The 19933-nt window shown below is 50.8% G+C and carries 18 protein-coding genes; all 18 read left to right on the forward strand.

The genetic code is table 11. From position 1 onward, the window contains the following. Positions 1-200 precede the first annotated feature (200 nt). The 18 genes from A3842_RS17820 (at position 201) to A3842_RS17905 (ending at position 19704) form a co-directional block, all read left to right on the forward strand. Positions 201-3740, forward strand: a complete 3540-nt coding sequence (locus tag A3842_RS17820) for a PAS domain S-box protein (RefSeq protein WP_074102254.1) — start codon at positions 201-203, stop codon at positions 3738-3740. Next, positions 3737-4348 (forward strand): C39 family peptidase, encoded by a 612-nt coding sequence (locus A3842_RS17825; RefSeq protein WP_074102255.1) that lies wholly within the window; start codon positions 3737-3739, stop codon positions 4346-4348. The genes A3842_RS17820 and A3842_RS17825 overlap by 4 nt, the downstream gene beginning before the upstream one ends. A gap of 138 nt (positions 4349-4486) precedes the next feature. After that, complete coding sequence (pulA, locus tag A3842_RS17830; RefSeq protein WP_074102256.1) at positions 4487-6445, forward strand: type I pullulanase; 1959 nt, start codon at positions 4487-4489, stop codon at positions 6443-6445. A gap of 207 nt (positions 6446-6652) precedes the next feature. Further along, the gene (locus A3842_RS17835) at positions 6653-6979 is read left to right on the forward strand and encodes a PadR family transcriptional regulator (RefSeq protein ID WP_074086622.1); all 327 of its coding nucleotides are present in this window, start codon (positions 6653-6655) and stop codon (positions 6977-6979) included. A gap of 6 nt (positions 6980-6985) precedes the next feature. Then, entirely contained in the window at positions 6986-7939 is a 954-nt protein-coding gene (locus tag A3842_RS17840; RefSeq protein ID WP_074102257.1) for a permease prefix domain 1-containing protein, read from the forward strand. A gap of 260 nt (positions 7940-8199) precedes the next feature. After that, a complete protein-coding gene (locus tag A3842_RS17845) occupies positions 8200-9684 on the forward strand; it encodes a glutamate synthase subunit beta (RefSeq protein WP_074102258.1) in 1485 nt (494 codons plus the stop codon). 126 nt (positions 9685-9810) lie between these two features. After that, positions 9811-10353, forward strand: coding sequence for a phosphodiesterase (yfcE, locus tag A3842_RS17850; protein ID WP_074102259.1), 543 nt, complete (start codon positions 9811-9813; stop codon positions 10351-10353). Positions 10354-10504: 151 nt separating this feature from the next. Beyond that, positions 10505-11536, forward strand: a complete 1032-nt coding sequence (locus tag A3842_RS17855; protein WP_074102260.1) for an agmatine deiminase family protein — start codon at positions 10505-10507, stop codon at positions 11534-11536. A 22-nt stretch (positions 11537-11558) separates the two neighbouring features. After that, complete coding sequence (aguB, locus tag A3842_RS17860; RefSeq protein WP_074086870.1) at positions 11559-12434, forward strand: N-carbamoylputrescine amidase; 876 nt, start codon at positions 11559-11561, stop codon at positions 12432-12434. 293 nt (positions 12435-12727) lie between these two features. Further along, positions 12728-13543, forward strand: a complete 816-nt coding sequence (locus A3842_RS17865) for a transporter substrate-binding domain-containing protein (protein ID WP_143186312.1) — start codon at positions 12728-12730, stop codon at positions 13541-13543. An 81-nt stretch (positions 13544-13624) separates the two neighbouring features. Further along, a complete protein-coding gene (locus A3842_RS17870; protein WP_074086626.1) occupies positions 13625-14272 on the forward strand; it encodes an amino acid ABC transporter permease in 648 nt (215 codons plus the stop codon). A gap of 15 nt (positions 14273-14287) precedes the next feature. Continuing rightward, positions 14288-15010 carry an amino acid ABC transporter ATP-binding protein gene (locus A3842_RS17875; protein ID WP_074086872.1) on the forward strand — a complete coding sequence of 241 codons (723 nt, stop codon included), beginning with the start codon at positions 14288-14290 and terminating at the stop codon, positions 15008-15010. A gap of 155 nt (positions 15011-15165) precedes the next feature. After that, entirely contained in the window at positions 15166-15612 is a 447-nt protein-coding gene (locus A3842_RS17880; RefSeq protein ID WP_074086627.1) for a tellurite resistance TerB family protein, read from the forward strand. A 122-nt stretch (positions 15613-15734) separates the two neighbouring features. Beyond that, the gene (locus A3842_RS17885) at positions 15735-16331 is read left to right on the forward strand and encodes a TerD family protein (protein WP_074086628.1); all 597 of its coding nucleotides are present in this window, start codon (positions 15735-15737) and stop codon (positions 16329-16331) included. A 29-nt stretch (positions 16332-16360) separates the two neighbouring features. Then, positions 16361-16936: a TerD family protein gene (locus A3842_RS17890; RefSeq protein WP_074086629.1), complete on the forward strand. Its 576-nt coding sequence runs from the start codon at positions 16361-16363 to the stop codon at positions 16934-16936. 48 nt (positions 16937-16984) lie between these two features. After that, on the forward strand, positions 16985-17566 hold the full coding sequence (locus tag A3842_RS17895) for a TerD family protein (protein ID WP_074102261.1): 582 nt from the start codon (positions 16985-16987) through the stop codon (positions 17564-17566). A gap of 73 nt (positions 17567-17639) precedes the next feature. After that, entirely contained in the window at positions 17640-18935 is a 1296-nt protein-coding gene (locus A3842_RS17900) for a TerD family protein (RefSeq protein ID WP_074102262.1), read from the forward strand. A gap of 25 nt (positions 18936-18960) precedes the next feature. Then, positions 18961-19704: a TerC family protein gene (locus tag A3842_RS17905; RefSeq protein WP_074086632.1), complete on the forward strand. Its 744-nt coding sequence runs from the start codon at positions 18961-18963 to the stop codon at positions 19702-19704. Positions 19705-19933: the final 229 nt, after the last annotated feature.

A 19933-nucleotide genomic window follows, 5' to 3' on the forward strand; every position in this document is an offset into this window, starting at 1 on the left:
GGTAACAGGTCACGAATAAATTATTAACTTAAACTATAGATGAACCTCCTATATCCGTCAATATTCACAATTTATTTTGTTCTCATTTGAAAAAAGGGGCGGCTCATTTCTTTCCTTAATTCTCTTATCGTATACTTGGGTAAATAGACAACAGTGAGTCTGCACCAGCAGCGGCTCGTGATGAGGGAGGCCTGATTGATTTGGATAACAATAACAGGGGAATTCTGGATCAAGCGTTCCTGATGTCTCCGATGGGGATGGGAGTATTGTCTTCAGAAGAGGCCGAGTGGATAAAAGTTAATCCTGCTTTCTGTCAACTTCTTGGCTGCAGTGAACAGGAGTTCCTGGCGGAGGGTTTGCTCTACAATGCTTCTGCTTCGCGGGAGGAAGCCCGGCAATTGCACAACCATCTTATAAATGAACTAGACTCTTCTGCGGCGGGCTCTCTGGTCAAGGAGAAAAGATTCCAAGCCCGTTCGGGACGTACGGTATGGCTTCTGCTTACATTCGTCAAGGCTATGGAGGGACTGGCTTACCGGCATGTTATCGTGTACGCCCAGGATATCACCGACCGCAAAATTGCCGATCAGCTGACCGTGGACAGCCGTGATTTGTATGATTTATTTATAAAAGATGAACAAACGATGATTTCCTTCACCCTGCCTGATGGAACGCTGAGTTTCATTTCTCCTTCTTCGCTGCTGCAAATCGGTTTCGCCCCTGAGGAGTTAATTGGTAAGAACCGGCTGGAGTTCTACCATCCAGATGATACTGAAGGAATGAATAACCAGTCCGAAGGACTCCTGGAGAATAAAATTAATGTCCGCCGGCTGCGCCATAAAGAGGGGCATTATCTGTGGTTCGAGTCTTCTTTTCATATCATCCGTGATGAAAACGGTGAAGTCGTACGGATCATGGGCGTTGGCCGTAATGTGAACAGCCGCAAGCTGAACGAGGAGGCCTTGGCCACTGCCCAGCGGGTTGCCAAAATAGGCTCCTGGGTTTGGGATTTGTCCAAAGAAAGGCTGACGTTCTCAGAAGAACTGCAGCGGATGCTCCACTTTAGTACAGGGAAGAACGTGAATTATAAGACCTTCCTGTCTCTGGTGTATCCTGAGGACATGGTATTGCTGACTGAGGGAGTCGAACGGGCTGTGGAAAAAGGGGAATCCGGCGAAACCTCCTTCCGTCTGGTTCTTTCTGATGCCACAGTACTTGCAGTACACATTCAGTGGGATGTCATGCGCGGTCCCGACGGCAAGCCTGTGCAGCTGATCGGCATGATGCAGGATATTACCGAGCGGCGGCAGATGGAGCAGCAGCTTAGAGAGAGCGAACGGAATTACCGGCTGATGTCAGAGAACTCCATCGATATGATTTCGCGTCAATCGGTAGCAGGCACTGTCTTTCTCTATTGCTCTTCTGCCAGCCGCTCCCTGCTGGGCTACGAGCCCGAGGAGATGGTAGGGACAAGTGCCTTGGATTACCTGCATCCCGATGACCTGCAGCGGTTGAAGAAGACACTGGCCGAAAGTGAGCACTCCGGATTCATTCCCGTAGTAACCTTCCGGTACCGCCGCAAGGATGGAAGCTACGCCTGGTTTGAGACGAATAGCCGGTATATTTATGATGACCATGGCCAGATCCTGGAGATTATATCAGTCAGCCGTGATATCACCGAGCGCAAGCGTTTTGATTCTATGCTTCAGGAGAGTGAGCAACGCTACAAGTCTCTCTTCGAATATAATCCATCCGCGGTCTATTCCATGAATCTGCAGGGGGATTATCTGACAGCGAATGCCAATCTGGAGGAACTGACAGGTTATAGTCTGGATGAATTGATTGGAATGTATTTTGGACCTATTGTGCATGAGAAGGATATCGCGAAGACCCTGCATCATTTCACACTGGCCAGCCAGGGAGAGCCCCAGAGCTATGATCTGACACTGATCCATAAAGATGGGCATCTTATTGAAATCAATACCATCAATATCCCGATTATTGTCGACAGACAGGTGGTGGGTGTATTTGGGATTTCCCGTGATATCACTGAGCGTATCCGGTATACCGAGCAGATTGAGAAGCTCAGCAATGAATACACGCTGATTCTGAATGCGGTGTCCGAAGGTATATTCGGTCTGGATACCGAGGGGAGAATCACCTTCATCAATCCGGCGGGAGAGCGGATACTGGGGTTTGAGCATAACGAAATTATGGGCCGTTCTTACTTGGATCATATCCGGCAAACGGCGCCGGACGGCATTCATTACCGGCCTGAGGATTCTCCCCTGATGCGGGTTATCCGGACAGGAGAGTTCCAGCGGAGTATGGATGCGGTACTGTGGCGCAAGGACGGCTCCAGCTTTCTTGCGGAGTATCAGGCAACACCGCTGTTCGACAAAGGAGAACGCAAAGGGGCGGTTGTCGTATTCAGGGACATTACCGATGAGCAGGAAATTATCCGTGCCAAGGAGTCGGCCGAGAAGGCGGATCAGGCCAAATCCGAGTTTCTTGCGGTGATGAGCCATGAGCTGCGGACCCCGATGAATGGAATTATGGGGATGACAGATCTTCTGGCGGAGACGGAGCTTAATGAGGAACAACGCGGTTATGCGGAGATCATCAGCCAGAGCAGCGCTTCCCTGCTGTATATTCTCAATGAAATTCTGGATTTCAGTAAAATCGAAGCCGGTAAAATGACACTTGCTCATGAACCGGTTAGTGTGGAGTCTGTCATGGAGATGGTTACCGAGCTGTTTTCACCTAAAGCCAGGGAAAAGAATGTCCGGCTATCCAGCCGCATCGCCGAAGATGTTCCGGAGCTGATCATGGGTGACGCGGACCGTCTGCGCCAGGTGCTCGTGAATTTGGTGAGCAATGCGGTCAAGTTTACCGAAGAAGGGCAGGTCTCTATTGCTGTCGAAACGGAATATTGCCCGAACGCCAAGAAGCTGAACCTGAAGTTCAGTGTACGGGATACGGGAATTGGCATTCCAACCGCCAAGCAGCCGCTGCTGTTTCAATCGTTCTCCCAATTGCATCCGTCGATTAACCGCAAATATGGGGGTACAGGCCTGGGACTTGCGATCTGCAAACGGCTTGTCGAGCTTATGGGCGGAGCGATTGGAGTGGAGAGCGCAGAGGACGAAGGTTCGACCTTCTACTTCACCCTTCCCATCATTACCGATGAGGAGTGGAAAGAGAATAAGGCAGATGACAATCCGTTGCCCATTAATTCTGAAGCACGGAATGGCAGTGTTCATCCTGAGTCCAATACCAACCAGAACCAAGTACAGGTGGAGAATGGCAGTATACCGCCAGCCGCTAGCCCCGCGCCCGCTCTGCCTGAAGCGAAGTATGGCCCCCTGCGGATATTGGTTGCGGAGGATCATCCCGTCAATCAAAAGCTTATACTGACGATGCTGGAGAAACGGGGATATAGGGCGGATCTGGTGGAGAATGGCCAGCAGGCGCTTCAGGCCGTTCTTGAGCGTCCGTATGACCTGTTGTTAATGGATGTCCAGATGCCCGTGATGAGCGGAATTACTGCGTCGGCCAGAATCAGGGAGCAGGCTCCGCTTCACCACCGGCCGTTCATCGTTGCGGTAACGGCTTATGCCAGACCAGAGGATCGGGAGCGGTGCCTCATGGCAGGCATGGAAGACTTCGTCAGCAAGCCGTTTCTCGCCTCAGATATTGAGCGGATACTCAGGGAACGGAAGGAAAAGATATCCTTATGATCGAGGAAAGGTCTGAATATCGGCTGGAAGTGGAACCATATACACAATGGGAGCCGGGCGTAGCCTCTCCCGGCTCTGCCTGCGGGCCGGCGACCATGGCCGCTTTAATCGAATATTGGCATACCAGGAGAGGTTATGGGCGTATTCCAGGTTCGGGTCATTTTGACTCCAAAGCGGAGCATATCAATTATATATACAGCCATCATGGGGGGACTCCGTTGGGGATGAGTGCGCGCAGTTTTGCCAAAGGCCTTCAGGCCTATATTGGTGCTGCTCTCCCGCGCGTAGAGCGCAGGCACCGGCCGGTTTCAGTATCTGTTTTTAATGACATGGGGAGGTATCGGGCGGAGATTGACGCCGGGCGACCGGTGGCCGTGAAGTTTGACAAATGGTTCAGCCTCCGCTGGAGGGGAAGGTATGCCTATGATTATCATTGGGTGCTGGGAATCGGATACGATCTGACCGATACGGGAGCGGGACCTGCGCTGATTGTCCAAGATAACGGTATACGCCATAAGAACGGAGGGTTTACCCCTGGCCGGGAGCGCCATATTCCTTATTTGCCGAACCAGCCTATTCTTACCATGGTAGCGCTGAACATAGAATGACGGAACCTGAAATACAGCCGTACAGAATTCAGACCCCCGCTCATCCCATCTAAAAAATCTTTCTGTACAAACGTTTGCGCGAAGCGGATAATTAGGTTGTAATATCCATTTAATAAAGGGTAAAGGGGACAGATTGCTTTGTCAGTACAAAGGGAAATGGAAGAAACCATCTTTTATGGGGATCCTGCAGCTACCGGAGGCATTTCCGTATTCGACCAGGATTTTGACGAGCTGTTCAGCTATGACGGAGACGATCTTGGCCTCATCTATACTTCTGCTTACTCCGCCTTTTGTCTATGGGCTCCCACGGCGCAGGAAGCGGAAGTGGTGCTGTACGACTCTTGGCAGCAGACCGCCGGCGACCGCCTGCCCATGATACGTGAGGTGCGGGGGACCTGGAGGCTGACGGTTTCCGGTGATCTGGATGGCAAGCTGTATACCTATCGTGTACGTATCGGGGACCAGTGGAATGAGGCAGCGGACCCGTACGCACGTGCAGTCGGTGTAAATGGGGACAGAGCGGCCATTCTTGACCTGCGCAAGACGGATCCTGAGCGTTGGACTACGGATAAGCCGCCTTTGGCGAGCCCTATGGACGCAGTCATCTATGAGCTTCATGTGCGGGATTTGTCCATTCATCCGGCCAGCGGAACTGCCTACAAGGGACAATTTCTGGGTCTCGCCGAAGGCGGAACACGGGGTCCCGGGGGGATTCTGACCGGGCTCGATCATATTGCCGATCTTGGGGTGACGCATGTTCAGCTGCTGCCAGTCTATGACTTAGCCACAGAGAGCGTGGATGAAACCAGGCTGGACCAGCCGCACTATAACTGGGGGTATGATCCGAAGAATTATAACGTGCCGGAGGGCTCTTACGCGACAGACCCGTATCTGCCGGATGTGCGCATTACCGAGCTCAAAACCATGATTCAGGCGCTGCATGACCGTGGTCTGCGCGTAATCATGGATGTGGTCTATAACCATGTGTATGACGGGTACCGTGTGAATTTTACCAAGCTGGTTCCCGGCTATTATCTGCGCTACAAGCGGGACGGCAGTCTGTCAAACGGTTCGGGCTGCGGCAACGATGTCGCTTCCGAGCGGACCATGATGTCCCGGTTTATTGTGGATTCGGTTCTCTACTGGGCCACAGAATATCATATGGACGGCTTCCGGTTTGACCTGATGGGTCTGATTGATGTTGACACGATGGCGGAAATCCGCCGCCGTCTGGATGAAGTCGACCCTTCGATCATGACCATCGGCGAGGGATGGATCATGGAGACCGAGCTTGCCACGGAACGGCTGGCCAATCAGAGTAACGCAGACGCACTGCCGGGAATCGGACAATTTAACGACGGTTTTCGGGACGCGGTGAAGGGCAATATTTTCAGGTATGAGGAACCAGGCTTTATCGGCGGCAGGTCGGGACTGGAACAGGTGGTGAAGACAGGCATTACAGGGGGAGTGGTGTACGGACAGACTACCGGCCAGTTTGCCGATGAACCCCGGCAGTGCGTGAATTATATGGAATGCCACGACAATCATACCTTGTGGGATAAAATCGTCCTGTCCTCTGCCGGAGTATCCGACAAGCAGCGCAGGGCGATGCACCGGCTGGCTTCAGCCATGGTGCTGACGAGCCAGGGGATTCCGTTCCTTCATGCCGGACAGGAATTTATGCGTACCAAAGAAGGTGTGGAGAACAGCTTTGAATCACCGGTAGAGATCAATTGGCTGGACTGGGAGCGCTGCGCTGCTTATGCGGACGAGGTGGCTTACATGAAAAAGCTCATATCGCTGCGCCGGGCACATCCCGCCTTCCGCTTGCACAGTGCAGAGGAAATCCGTGCGAAGCTATTCTTCGAGAAGGCGCCTGCGGGTACAGTGGCATATACGCTTCGGGAGCATGCCGGAGGTGATGCAGCGAAGCACCTGTACGTGGTCTACAATACCAATCCGGGCGGATCAACGCTTTCGCTGCCGCCGCTGGGGGTATGGGAGCCACTGTTTGGGGAGGAACTGGCAGTATTGGGGACAGAGGGGCAACTGACCGTTAAGGGTCTCGGAATGGTCGTTCTGGCCGTTCAGGCTTAGCACGATTAACACCGGAATACCTAGATGAGGAACATGAAGACTGTTTTGTAGGCAGAGCCATCTGCCGACTGGACAGTCTTTTTCCTGTGAAAATTCTAAAAACAGGATTACTTTTGAAATTTAGTACTACACCTGTCGTAGTAATCATGCTACAATATTATTACTACGACAGATGTAGTACGACAGATGCAGTAGGGAGGAAGGATATTGATCAGCAGCGATGTGATCCGCGGATACAACGATACATTTATTCTATATATGCTTTTGGACGGAGAATCCTATGGCTACGAGATATCCAAGAATATCAGGAGGCTGTCGGATGAGAAATATATTATGAAGGAAACCACCCTGTATTCCGCGTTTACCCGGCTGGAGAAGAATGGGTACATCTGCTCGTTTTATAAGGATGAGACCCTGGGGAAGCGGCGTACCTACTACCGCATTACTCCGGAGGGGCTGGCGTATTATCATGACAAATGTGCGGAGTGGCTGATCACCCAGGAAGTTGTGAACAAATTTATTAAGGAGCTGTGATTAGGAATGGAAACCATCATCAGTTATTTGAACAATATGTTTGCCGCTCTCCCCAGAACCGCGCAGATGGATGGGGTCAAGCAGGACCTGCTGTCGAGCATGGAAGAGAAGTACCATGAATTGAAGCAGGAAGGCAAAACCGAAAATGAAGCCGTGGGCATCGTGATTTCCGAGTTTGGCAACATTGATGAACTGATCGAAGAACTTGATATTCCCGTTGAAGGGGAGGAGAACAAGCTTCTGATGCTTGCTCCGGAGGATACATTTAGCTATATGGCTGCCAAAAAGAAATCGGGCTTCATGGTGGGGCTAGGTGTAATGTTGTGCATTATCGGTCCCGCATTGCTGATTCTGCTGAACACTCTGACCGAGTCCGGATTTCTTAAAGGGGTCATTTCAGAGGATGCTGCATCCATTCTTGGTGTGGTTGCTTTGCTTATACTGGTGGCATTGGCAGTGGGTCTGTTCATTTTCAGCGGCATGATGCTGGAGAAATATAAATATCTGCACAAAGGCTTTAACCTGCCATATGATTTAGGGTCCGAGATTCAGCACCGCAGCAGTGCATTTGTCTCTACGTATACCTTGTCGCTCGTGATGGGCGTATGCCTGTGTGTATTAAGTCCGGTTCCGGTGATTGCATGGTCTCTGATCAATGAAGATTCTACCGGTTATGGCGTGGTCATTTTGCTTCTGCTGATTGCTTTGGCGGTCTTTCTGTTCATTTATTATGGTAACATTAAGGAGAGCTTCAGCTTCCTGCTTAAGGAAGGCGAGTTCACCCGGGAAAAGAAAGAAGAGAAGCGCGTCATGGGCAACGTCTCAGCGATTATCTGGCCGGTGGCAGTCTGCATTTTTCTGATCAGCGGGTTTGTTTTTGAGAACTGGGATATCAACTGGATCGTGTTCCCGGTAACCGCGATAGTCAACTCCGTGTATAGTGCTGCCAAAGAAAAATAACCTCTGATAGCCGCTTTGCCCATCTCCGAAATTTTATCTAAAAATGTGACTTTCCTCATTTAGGCTATACAGGATAGATGATAATATAGAGTCATTTCAGGCGGGAAACCGTCTTGTCACAGCTTCTTGCTTTGCTGCTTTACAGTGACAAATAATCAGTCGGTGACAGAGAGTAACTGTCTTTTTGGAGCCGAATGGGGCAACAATGCCGCCTTTGGGTGATTCGGCGGCCAATCAGAGAGACTCGGAGGATGACAGGTATGGGTAAAGCAACAGGATTTCTTGAATATCAGCGGCAGACTCCTGCGGAGTGCGAGCCTTTGGAACGGATTAAGAACTGGAATGAATTTTCGCAGAAGATGGACGAGGAGAAGCTGAAGGAGCAGGGCGCGCGCTGCATGGATTGCGGTACACCGTTCTGCCATGTTGGACGGCTGCTCTCCGGGATGGCCTCCGGCTGTCCGCTGCATAATCTTATTCCGGAATGGAATGATATGGTATACCGCGGCAACTGGGAGGTTGCGCTTAAACGGCTTCACAAGACCAACAACTTTCCGGAGTTTACCGGACGTGTCTGTCCAGCACCTTGTGAAGGCGCTTGTACAGTGGGGATGAACGGCAATCCGGTCACGATCAAATCGATTGAGAAGGCCATCGTGGACAGAGGTTTTGCTGAGGGTTGGATCGTTCCCCAGCCGCCGCTCAGCCGTACCGGCAAAAAAGTCGCCGTAGTCGGCTCCGGTCCTGCAGGTCTTGCTTGTGCCGCACAGCTTAACAAAGCCGGACATAGTGTAACCGTGTATGAACGTGCGGACCGAATCGGCGGCCTGTTGACCTACGGAATTCCGAATATGAAGCTGGACAAACAAACGGTACAGCGCCGAGTAGATCTGCTGGCGGCAGAAGGCGTTACCTTCGTTACCCGGACCGAGATCGGCAGAGATATTGAAGCATCAAAGCTGAAGGAAGAGCATGATGCATTGGTGCTGTGCGGCGGCTCTACGCAGGCACGTGATCTGGCGCTGGAAGGGCGCGAGCTTCGGGGCATTCATCAGGCGATGGAATTCCTGACACTGAACACGAAGAGTCTGCTCGACTCCGGCCTCGCAGACGGGGAATACATCTCAGCAGCCGGCAAAGATGTGGTCGTTATTGGCGGCGGGGATACAGGTACGGACTGTGTCGCTACCTCCATCCGCCACGGCTGCCGCAGTGTAGTTCAACTGGAGATTATGCCGCAGGCGCCGCTTACCCGCCAGGCGGGCAACCCTTGGCCGGAATGGCCGAAGGTGATGAAGGTGGATTACGGCCAGCAGGAAGCAGCGGCCTTGTATCAGGAAGATCCGCGTCGTTATCTTGTGAATACGAAGCGTTTTGTCGGCGACGACGGCGGACATGTGCAGGAACTGCACACCGTGCGCATCGAATGGACCCGGAATGAGCAGGGCCGGATGGTGCCGGTAGAGGTTCCAGGCAGTGAAGAAGTCATCCAGGCACAGCTTGTGCTGCTTGCCCTGGGATTCACCGGACCGGAAGAAACGGTGCTGGGCCAGCTAGGGGTTGAGCGTGATGAGCGCTCCAACGCCAAAGCCGAGTTCGGAACGCAGGCTACCAATGTGGAAGGCGTGTTTGCTGCTGGAGATATACGGCGCGGCCAGAGCCTTGTGGTATGGGCTATTAATGAAGGACGGCAGGCAGCGCGCGAGGTGGACCGGTTCCTGATGGGTTCTTCCAATCTGCCATAATTCATAATATAAGAATGTAAAGTGCAGGGCGCCCCGCGGGCGCCCGCTTTGCGTTAGGGACTCAAGGAGAGTTAAAATAATTAGATACATAGGACAATAAATAAACAATGAAAAGGAGAATGCATCATGAAACTGATGTTCATTTCAGATATTCACGGATCACTGCATTGGCTGGAGCAGGCTTTGGCTAAGGCTGAGGAGGAGCAGCCGCACACTCTCGTTATTCTTGGAGACTTCCTGTACCACGGGCCACGAAATCCGCTGCCGGATGGCTATGATCCCCAAGGAGTCGCAGCCAGGCTGAATGCCTATGGCAAATCACTGGTGGCCGTACGCGGCAACTGCGACGCCGAGGTCGATCAGATGCTGCTGCAGTTCCCGATGATGGGCGACTATGTGCTGATCCTTCATGAAGGCCGGAAGATCTATGCTACCCACGGACATGGCTTCAGCATCGACAATCTGCCACAGCTGACACCGGGCGATGTTTTTATTCAAGGTCACACCCATCTGCCGGTAGCGGATGTCAAGGAGGGCATCACGGTGCTGAACCCCGGCTCCATCTCGCTGCCGAAAGAGAACCATCCCAATTCCTACGGGATTCTGGAGAATGGGGATTTCATCATCAAGGACTTTGCGGGAAATATAGTGAAACAGATCAAGCTCTAAAATACAGCTAGACTCTGATCCCCCTGGATTTTCCCAGGGGGATTTGCTTGTCCGGCAATTGAGCGCATCCTCATATTATTGTATGATGGGTAAGGAGCTTTTCCGGGACAGCCGGGCGCTCCAAATATGAATAGCAGAGGTAATTATAAGAATGTATCCCAAAGAATTAAACTATACCATGCCACCCGAATGGGATGAGCATGAACGTACTTTTATTTCCTGGCCGGTCGAGGCTTCCATGGTGTTTCCCGACAATTATGAAGCCGTGAGGGGCGGCTATGCCGAGATTATCCGGGCTATTGCCGAGTTCGAGCCGGTAACCGTAGTAGTGAACCCGGAAGAGTTGGAGCAGGTGGACAAGCTGGCTCTGGGAGACAATGTTACGCTGCTGCCGATCCGGCATAATGATGCCTGGCTGCGTGACAACGGTCCAACCTTTGTTAAGGGTGAGGATGGAACACTTGCAGGCGTGAACTGGAAATTCAATGCCTGGGGCGGCAAATATTCACCTTGGGACCTGGATGATGAGGTGGCTCCTCAGATTCTGAAGCAGGTGCAGGTTACCCGTTACGATGCTCCGCTGGTCATGGAGGGTGGATCTATCCATAGCGATGGGGAAGGAACACTTCTTACCACAGAGGAATGTCTGCTGAACAAGAACCGCAATCCGGAGCTGGACCGGGAAGAGATTGAAGAATACGTGTGTAAATATACAGGTACAGAAGCCATCATCTGGCTGAAACGCGGCCTGAGCGGTGATGAAACCGATGGGCATGTCGATAATATTGCCTGCTTCGCCGCACCTGGCAAAGTAATCATCCAGGTCTGCGATGACCCGCAGGACGAGAATTATTCGATTACCCAGGAGAACTTAAGGATTCTGGAAAATGCCGTGGACGCCAAAGGACGGAAGCTGGAGATCATCACGATTCAGCAGCCGCCTCGTACGGATTATGAGGACAGCCGTCTGACGCTGAGCTATTTGAATTTCTATTTTGTGAACGGAGGGATTATTCTGCCGGTGTTCGGAGGAACTGCTGCGGAGACAGATAAACTTGCCGAACAGAAGCTTGCCGAACAGTTCCCGGACCGCAGAATCCGCACGGTGAATGGAATGGCCGTAATTGGCGAAGGCGGCAATGTACACTGCACCACCCAGCAGATGCCTGCCGGGAGATCATAATTTTTGCAAGGAGGACTGAATGGTGAGAAAAGTAAAAGTAGCCGCGACACAAATGAGCTGTTCCGGTGATATTGATGAGAATATCCGCAAGGCGGAAACCCTGGTTAGGGAAGCTGCTGCCCAAGGCGCGCAGATTATCCTGCTTCAGGAGCTGTTTGAAACTCCGTATTTCTGCCAGAAGGAGAAATCAGATTATTATGCTTATGCGACCGAGCTTGAGCACAACAAAGCGGTGAACCATTTCAAAGCGGTAGCGAAAGAACTGCAAGTGGTGCTGCCGATCAGCTTTTATGAAAAGAAAAACTATGCCCGTTACAACTCCCTGGCTGTGATTGATGCTGATGGCACGGTGCTGGGCAAATACCGCAAAAGCCACATCCCCGATGGCCCCGGCTATGAAGAGAAGTTCTACTTCAATCCCGGAGATACCGGCTTTAAAGTGTGGAATACCCGTTACGCCAAAATTGGTGTCGGCGTCTGCTGGGATCAATGGTACCCGGAAGCCGCACGGGTGATGAGTCTGATGGGAGCCGAGATTTTGTTCTACCCTACAGCCATCGGTTCGGAGCCGCAGGACGGGTCGATTGACTCCAAAGACCACTGGCAGACCTGTATGCTGGGCCATGCGGCAGCGAATCTGATTCCTGTCGTGGCCTCCAACCGGATCGGAGAGGAAACGGATGAGGAGTCCAGCATTAACTTCTATGGCTCCTCATTTATCGCCGGTCCTCAGGGCAACAAGATTGTCGAAGCCGGACGGGATGAACAGACTGTATTGGTCAGTGAATTCGACCTGGACGCCTTGGAGGTTGGCCGGATCGAATGGGGGATCTTCCGCGACCGGCGTCCGGAGCTGTATCGGTTAATTGCTTCGTATGACGGGGATTTGACGTTTTAATCTGTACAACGTTAATGAAAGATAACAAAGGCTGAAATACAGCATAGCAATGGCACCGCCGGGGATATTCACATCTCATGGCGGTGCCTTTTTTTGATAATAGAGACGGTAGTAGGGATGGATCCTCCAGCGGATAAGTGAATGAGCAGAGTCCAGTAAAGGGAGGAAATGCTACAATATAACGATTTCGTGTTATAAAACATTACATAGAATAGAAAAGTTAATTGTCATCACTACTTTAATCTGATAAAATCTCCTTAAGTTATTACACGAATAAGTAGGGGGATTGAAGAATGGGAATTAAAAATAAATGGTTTATGTCAGCTTTGATGTCATTCGTAGTGCTTGCAATGGTGGGCTGCAGTTCCGACAATAAGGCAGACAGCGGCAGCGCCGGCGGGGAGACGATTAAGTTCGCCAGTGACGCGAGCTATGCACCGATGGAGTATATGGATACAGATACAATCAAAGGATTTGACATCGATTTCATCAAGGCGGTAATGGATGAAGCTGGCATCGGCTATACCGTTACGAACACGGGGTGGGACACTATGCTGACCAGCGTGAAGCAAGGCACGGAATACCAAGCTGGTTTGTCTTCGGTTTCTATTACAGACGAGCGGAAAGAAACCTATGATTATTCCATTCCTTATTTTGAATCCACCAACATGATTATGGTTAAGGAAGGCAGTGACATCAAGAGTGCGCTTGACCTGAAGGGTAAAAGGGTTGCTGTGCAGGCGGCGACTACGGCGGATGAGCTGATGAGCGGAATTATGGGTGTCGACAACGCCAAACTTAAGCGTTTTGACAGCAACGCGGTAGCCCTGATGGAGCTGAATAAAGGTGGAGCTGATGCGGTGGTGGCAGATATCGCTATCGTCAACGAATATATCAAGAACAACCCGAAAGAGAAATTGACAGGGATCATCGATAAGGAAAACTTCGGCTCTGAATATTATGGCATCTTATATCCTAAGGGCAGTGAATGGAAAGCCAAGCTTGACCCGGCGATCAAGAAAATTATTGAGAACGGCAAATATGCCGAAATCTACAAAACCTGGTTCGGTAAAGATCCGGACACCCAGACTCTCTTGAACGCAGAGTAAGCGGACGAACAATTGAGCATGCGTAATGATTGCTATTGCGCATGCTTCTTTTTTTGAAATAGAAGAGAAGGGAAGAGTCCTATGGATTTCAGATTTGACATTATCGCTCATTATATACCGGTATTGCTGAGGGGCACCGCATTTACCATTGGCGTATCTATTGTCTCCATTATATTGGGTTCAGTTCTGGGGCTGGGCATTGGTTTTGGCAAAATGGCACCGAAAGCGTATTTCCGCTGGCCGTTTCATTGTTACATCAATTTTTTCCGCGGGACCCCGTTGTATGTGCAGATTTTGATTGTCCACTTTGGGGTGATCCCGGCGTTTTACGGCAGCACCAATGTGTTAATGACCTCTTTTGTGGCACTCTCCCTGAACTCTGCCGCTTATTCCGCCGAGATTTTCCGCGCCGGTATCCAGTCTATTGATCCGGGGCAGCGGGAAGCGGCGGTTTCGCTCGGAATGACCCAATTTCAGGCCATGCGCTTTATCATTCTGCCGCAGGCGGTCAAACGGATGGTTCCTGCATTCGGGAATGAATTTATTGTGCTGGTGAAAGACTCTTCCCTGCTCGCGCTGATTGCCGCACCGGAGATTATGTATTGGAGCAACACGATGAAAGGCCAGTATTTACGGATATGGGAGCCGTATTTGACTGCCGCATTGATCTATTTCATTCTTACCTATTCCCTCAGCAAGCTGCTCAATTATATCGAACGGAAGGTGTAACCGCATATGGAGCCTATGATCTCAGTTAGACATCTGCATAAATCATTCGGGACGCACAAGGTGCTCACTGACATCAGCGTCGATATTCATATCCGGGAGGTAGTAGTGGTGATCGGGCCTTCGGGCTCGGGCAAATCGACCTTTCTGCGCTGCCTGAACCTGCTGGAGCAGCCGCAAGAGGGCGACATTATTATTGAAGGCACTTCCTTGATGGCCAAAACCACTAGGATTAATGATATCCGCACAGAGCTTGGCATGGTTTTTCAGCAGTTCAATCTGTTCCCTCACAAAAAAGTAATCGAAAATATTATGCTCGCCCCGGTTCGGGTCCGAAAATGGCCTGTCGGGCAAGCCCGTCAGAAGGCGCTGGAGCTGCTGGACAAGGTCGGTTTAAGGGAAAAAGCAGACGTCTATCCGGCCTCACTCTCCGGCGGTCAAGCCCAGCGGGTGGCAATTGCCCGGGCGCTGGCCATGGAGCCCAAGATCATGCTGTTTGATGAGCCCACCTCTGCACTTGACCCGGAAATGGTTGGTGAGGTGCTGGCGGTCATGAAGGATTTGGCGCGTGAAGGGATGACAATGGTCGTAGTTACACATGAGATGGGCTTTGCCCGTGAGGTGGGAGACCGCGTGCTGTTTATGGAGCAGGGTGTGGTGGTTGAGGAGGGGGACCCGGAGCAATTGTTCGGCCATCCAGCGCATGAGCGTACACAAGCCTTCCTGTCCAAGGTGCTGTGAAATTCTGGCAAAGTAGAATCTTCTCGATGAATCGGTTATATTAGAAGTGTAAGCACTTGGATATGGAACATTAAGTAAATGTTTGTCGAAACGGCGGAGAGGAGGCTCTGGGATATCTTTTGTTTATCATCACTTAATGATAGAAGGAGAATACGATGAGCACATTTAAAAACTGGTTGAACAACACAAAAAACGGACTGACCGAACAGGTGAAAAAGTTTAAAAATAAAGATTTCATGAACGCAGTTGTTGCGGGCTGTGCCCTGGTAGCTGCTGCCGACGGCAAGATTGAGGAATCCGAAAAGAACAAAATGGCCGGATATATGAATCTCAGCAATGAACTGAAGGTATTTGACATGAGAGATGTCATTAACCAGTTCAACTTCTATGTCAGCAATTTCGAGTTTTCTCCGGAGATTGGCAAGCAGGAAGCGCTGAAGTCCATCGCCAAATTCAGCAACAAACCAGAAATTGGACGCGTCATTGTAGGCGTATGCTCTGCAATTGGGGCGGCTGACGGTGATTTTGACGAGCAGGAAAAAGCGGTTGTGCGGAACATTTGCAGCGTACTGGGACTGAGTCCAAGCGAATTCAGCCTGTAAGCATATTACCGAAGTTCACTATAAAAGGTTGAAACGTATTTGTTTTTGTGTCGTATCACTGGTATAACACCCACAAGTAAGACTTACAGCTGTGATTCTTTCCGAAACGGAGGTACGTAAATTTGGCTGGTATTAATCTGGTAAAAGGTCAGAAGATTGATTTAACAAAAGGAAATGCCGGACTTTCCGGTGTTATCGTAGGGCTTGGCTGGGACCCGGCTGAGCCGGCACGCGGATTCTTCGGTGTCAAGAAGCAGGCGAACGTGGACTGCGATGCCTCGGCGCTGCTCCTGAACGAGAATGGCAAGCTGACCAACAAGCTGAATCTGGTCTGCTTTCACAACAAGCAGAATCCGAACAGCTCCGTTGTTCACTCCGGGGATAACCTGACAGGTGAGGGTGACGGAGACGACGAGCAGATCAATGTGAACCTGAAGGCGATTCCTGCCGATGTGCACAAGGTCCTGGTCGTAGTCAACATTTATGATGCCGTGAACCGCAAGCAGGATTTCGGGATGATTAAATCGGCGTATATCCGGGTTATTAATGCCACAGGCAATGCCGAACTGATCAAGTTCAACTTGACGGACAATTACACAGGTTTTACTGCACTGATCTGCGGAGAGCTCTACCGGCATGGCGAGGAATGGAAATTCGCAGCCATCGGCGAAGGAGCACACGCAGCACATATCAACCAATTGGCTGAGCGTTACATCTAATTCCAATATAAGAAAAGAGGTTTCTATTCATGGCGATTAATTTATCCAAAGGTCAAAAGATCGATTTGACCAAAACGAACCCGGGTTTGTCCAAAATTACAGTCGGTCTCGGCTGGGACACCAATAAATACGACGGCGGTAAAGATTTCGACTTGGACGTTTCCGTCTTTTTGACGAATGCCAGCGGCAAAGTGGATAAAGAGACCAATTTTATCTTCTTCAATAACAAACAGAACGAGAATGCTTCCGTTGTACACACTGGTGACAACCGTACAGGTGAAGGCGACGGAGACGATGAGCAAATTCAGGTGGATCTGCTCAATATTCCGGCAGACGTAGATAAAGTGGCATTTACCATTACCATCTACGAAGCTGAGAGCAGAAGCCAGAATTTTGGTCAGGTTTCCCGCTCGTACGTGCGTATCGTAAATGATGCCAACAGCGAAGAATTGATCCGTTTTGACCTGGGAGAAGATTTCTCTGTTGAAACAGGCGTAGTTGTAGGCGAATTGTACCGCAACGGTGCAGAGTGGAAATTTAATGCTATCGGAAGCGGTTATAAGGACGGTCTTGCCGGTCTGACCCGCGATTACGGTCTGCAATAAATTACTGCTCCCGTAAATGAAATTATTCACGAAAGAAGGTTATTGCCAGTGACGATCAGTCTTTCCAAAGGACAGCGGATTGATCTTACCAAGACCAATCCGGGTCTGACGAAGGTAGTTGTGGGACTGGGCTGGGATACGAACAAATATAGCGGCGGCAAGGATTTTGACCTTGATGCCTCAGCCTTTCTCCTCCATGAGGACGGTAAAGCCAAAGGCGAGGATGATTTTGTTTTCTACAACAATCCATCCGGCGGTACCGGCTCTGTAACCCATACGGGAGATAACCGTACAGGGGAGGGCGATGGGGATGACGAACAGATCCTGGTTGATTTCAGCAAAGTTCCCGCCAATATTGAGCGTATCGGGATTACGGTAACTATTTATGATTATGAAGCAAGGGTCCAGAACTTTGGACAAGTCTCCAACGCATTTGTGCGCGTCGTGGATGCCTCCAGTGACCGTGAAATTCTGCGTTTCGATCTGGGCGAGGATTTCTCAACAGAAACCGCCGTTGTGTTCTGTGAATTCTACCGCAACGGGACGGATTGGAAGTTCCAGGCGGTGGGAAGCGGTTTTGCCGGCGGCCTTAGTGCCTTGTGCAGGAACTACGGACTGGACGCGCAATAGAAGCTTCAAAGGCGGGATCATTAGCGATCCTGCCCTTTTTATACTCTTCTCCATTCATAAAGGTGGCGTAAGAATGAGCATTCAAGTGGTGAAAGGGCAGAAAGCAGATCTGACCAAAAGCAACCCGGGGCTCGATCAAATGGTAGTAGAGATCACCTGGCAAGCCCCTTCTTCAATGGAAATTGACGCCTCGGCGTTCCTCCTGGACTCTCAAGGCAAGGTGCGTGGGGACGATGACCTTATCTTTTATAATAATCCGGCTACATCGTATATCGGCTATAAGGACGTGCCGGGCCAGGCCTCAGGAGGCCGCAAGCATTTCGAGGTGGAACTCGGCAAGATTCCGCCAGGCATTATGAAAATCGCATTTACGCTTACACTCTATGACGGCGAAAACCGCAAGCAGATGTTCGGGCAAATGAGTGAAGCGCATTGCCGGATTCTGAACCGGACGACGGGCTCGGAGATCCTGCAATGTAATCTTGGAAATCATTTCTCCGTAGAAACAGCTGTTGTGGTAGGAGAATTATATAGATACAGCGGTGAATGGAAATTCAGCGCCATTGTTGCGGGTTTTGACGGGGGGCTGCAGGCGCTTTGCAGCAACTATGGTATTGAAGTATCTGAAGAACCGCCGCCAGCCGCCCAAAAACCGGACTTGCAAGGGATACCCGTGCCGCCAGCGCCGGAGATTCCGGTTGTCCGGCCGCCGGCTGTATCCCAACCGCCTTCACAGCGGCAGGAGGCACCTCCTTCTCCGCCGCTGAATCTTAATCTGAAGAAGATTGAGCTGAAGAAAAAGGGGGATTCCATCAACTTGAAGAAATCGGCCTCCGGTCTGGGAGAGGTTCTGGTTAACCTTAACTGGAATCAGAAGCAGGGCGGGGGGCTGTTCAGCCGAAAGGGCGGCGTAGATCTGGATCTTGCCTGTCTCTATGAACTGAAGAATGGCCGCAAGGGCGTTGTTCAGGCGCTTGGTAATGCTTTTGGACATCTCCAGCAGCCTCCCTTTGTCATGCTGGATGGGGATGACCGGACAGGCTCCGTAACCTCGGGAGAAAACCTGCGTATAAACGGAAGTAAGGTTGCAGAGATCGAACGGATCTTGATTTTTGCTTTTATCTACAAGGGAGTTACCCATTGGTCTGAAGCAGATGGTGTGGTTACCATCAAACAGGGTGAAGGGCCGGATATTATCGTCAACTTGGACGAGCATAACAACCGTAAGGGAATGTGTGCCATAGCCATGATTCGGAATGTGGGGAATGAAACATTCAGTATTGAAAGGCTCGTGCAATATTTCAGCGGGCACCGTGAGATGGACCAGGCATATGGATGGGGGCTGCAATGGGTAGCGGGCAGCAAATAAACTATTTTACCGGAGGCATAAGGGGATGAACTGGTTCAGCGATTTTTTTAGGAGTATTAGTGATAACTATGGGCATTTCTTCTCGTGGAGCGATATTACAGGCACTCTCTCTGACCCTGTAAGCTGGGGGATCATCGGGAGTTTGGTGCTGCTGGAAGGCCTGCTCTCCGCTGATAATGCGCTCGTGCTTGCAGTTATGGTCAAGCATTTACCGAAAGAGCAGCAGAAGAAGGCGTTGTTCTACGGGATTCTGGGAGCTTATCTATTCAGATTCCTGGCCATTGGCCTCGGAACCTATCTAATTGGATTCTGGGAGGTTAAGGTTGCAGGCGCGCTGTACCTCTTCTATATTGCCTACAAAGGATTATTTAAAGGCGGTGGCGAGGAGGGCGAGACGAAGAACAGAGGTACCTCTTTCTGGAAGACTGTACTCCTGGTTGAATTAATGGATATTGCGTTCAGCATCGATAGTGTCATTGCTGCATTTGGTCTTAGCAATAAAGTCTGGGTGCTCTTCCTGGGCGGTATCCTCGGCGTGTTGATGATGCGCGGAGTGGCGCAGCTGTTCCTGAAGCTGATTGCCAGATTCCCTGAACTGGAGCAAACGGCGTTTCTGCTCATTGCTATTATTGCCGGCAAGATGCTGGCGGGAGCTATTGGCTATGAAATGCCACATGTGGTGTTCTTCACCATCCTGATCGCAGTGTTCGTGGGAACGATCTTGTACAGCTCCGGCAAGAAGAAAAGAGAAGCCAACCGCAAGGCTTAATCCTGTGGAAGTAAAAGAAGTTTGTCAGTGTTTTATAGGAGATGGGAGTGCGCAGGGAAGGTGCACCTCCCTCATCTGCCGGGTAATCTTATAGGTTATAGCATGGCCCTTTGCTTGTATTTGAGAAAGCCGGATGCCGTCCCCGAGAGGACGGCACAGCCGGTTCTACTGCTCTTTATAAGGAGAGGTTATTTGTTGTTTAAGCGCTTCTTCGTGAACCAATAAGGGG

The sequence above is a fragment of the Paenibacillus sp. P3E genome, from assembly GCF_001909045.1.
In the GTDB taxonomy this organism is placed as follows: Bacteria; Bacillota; Bacilli; order Paenibacillales; family Paenibacillaceae; genus Paenibacillus_AQ; species Paenibacillus_AQ helianthi.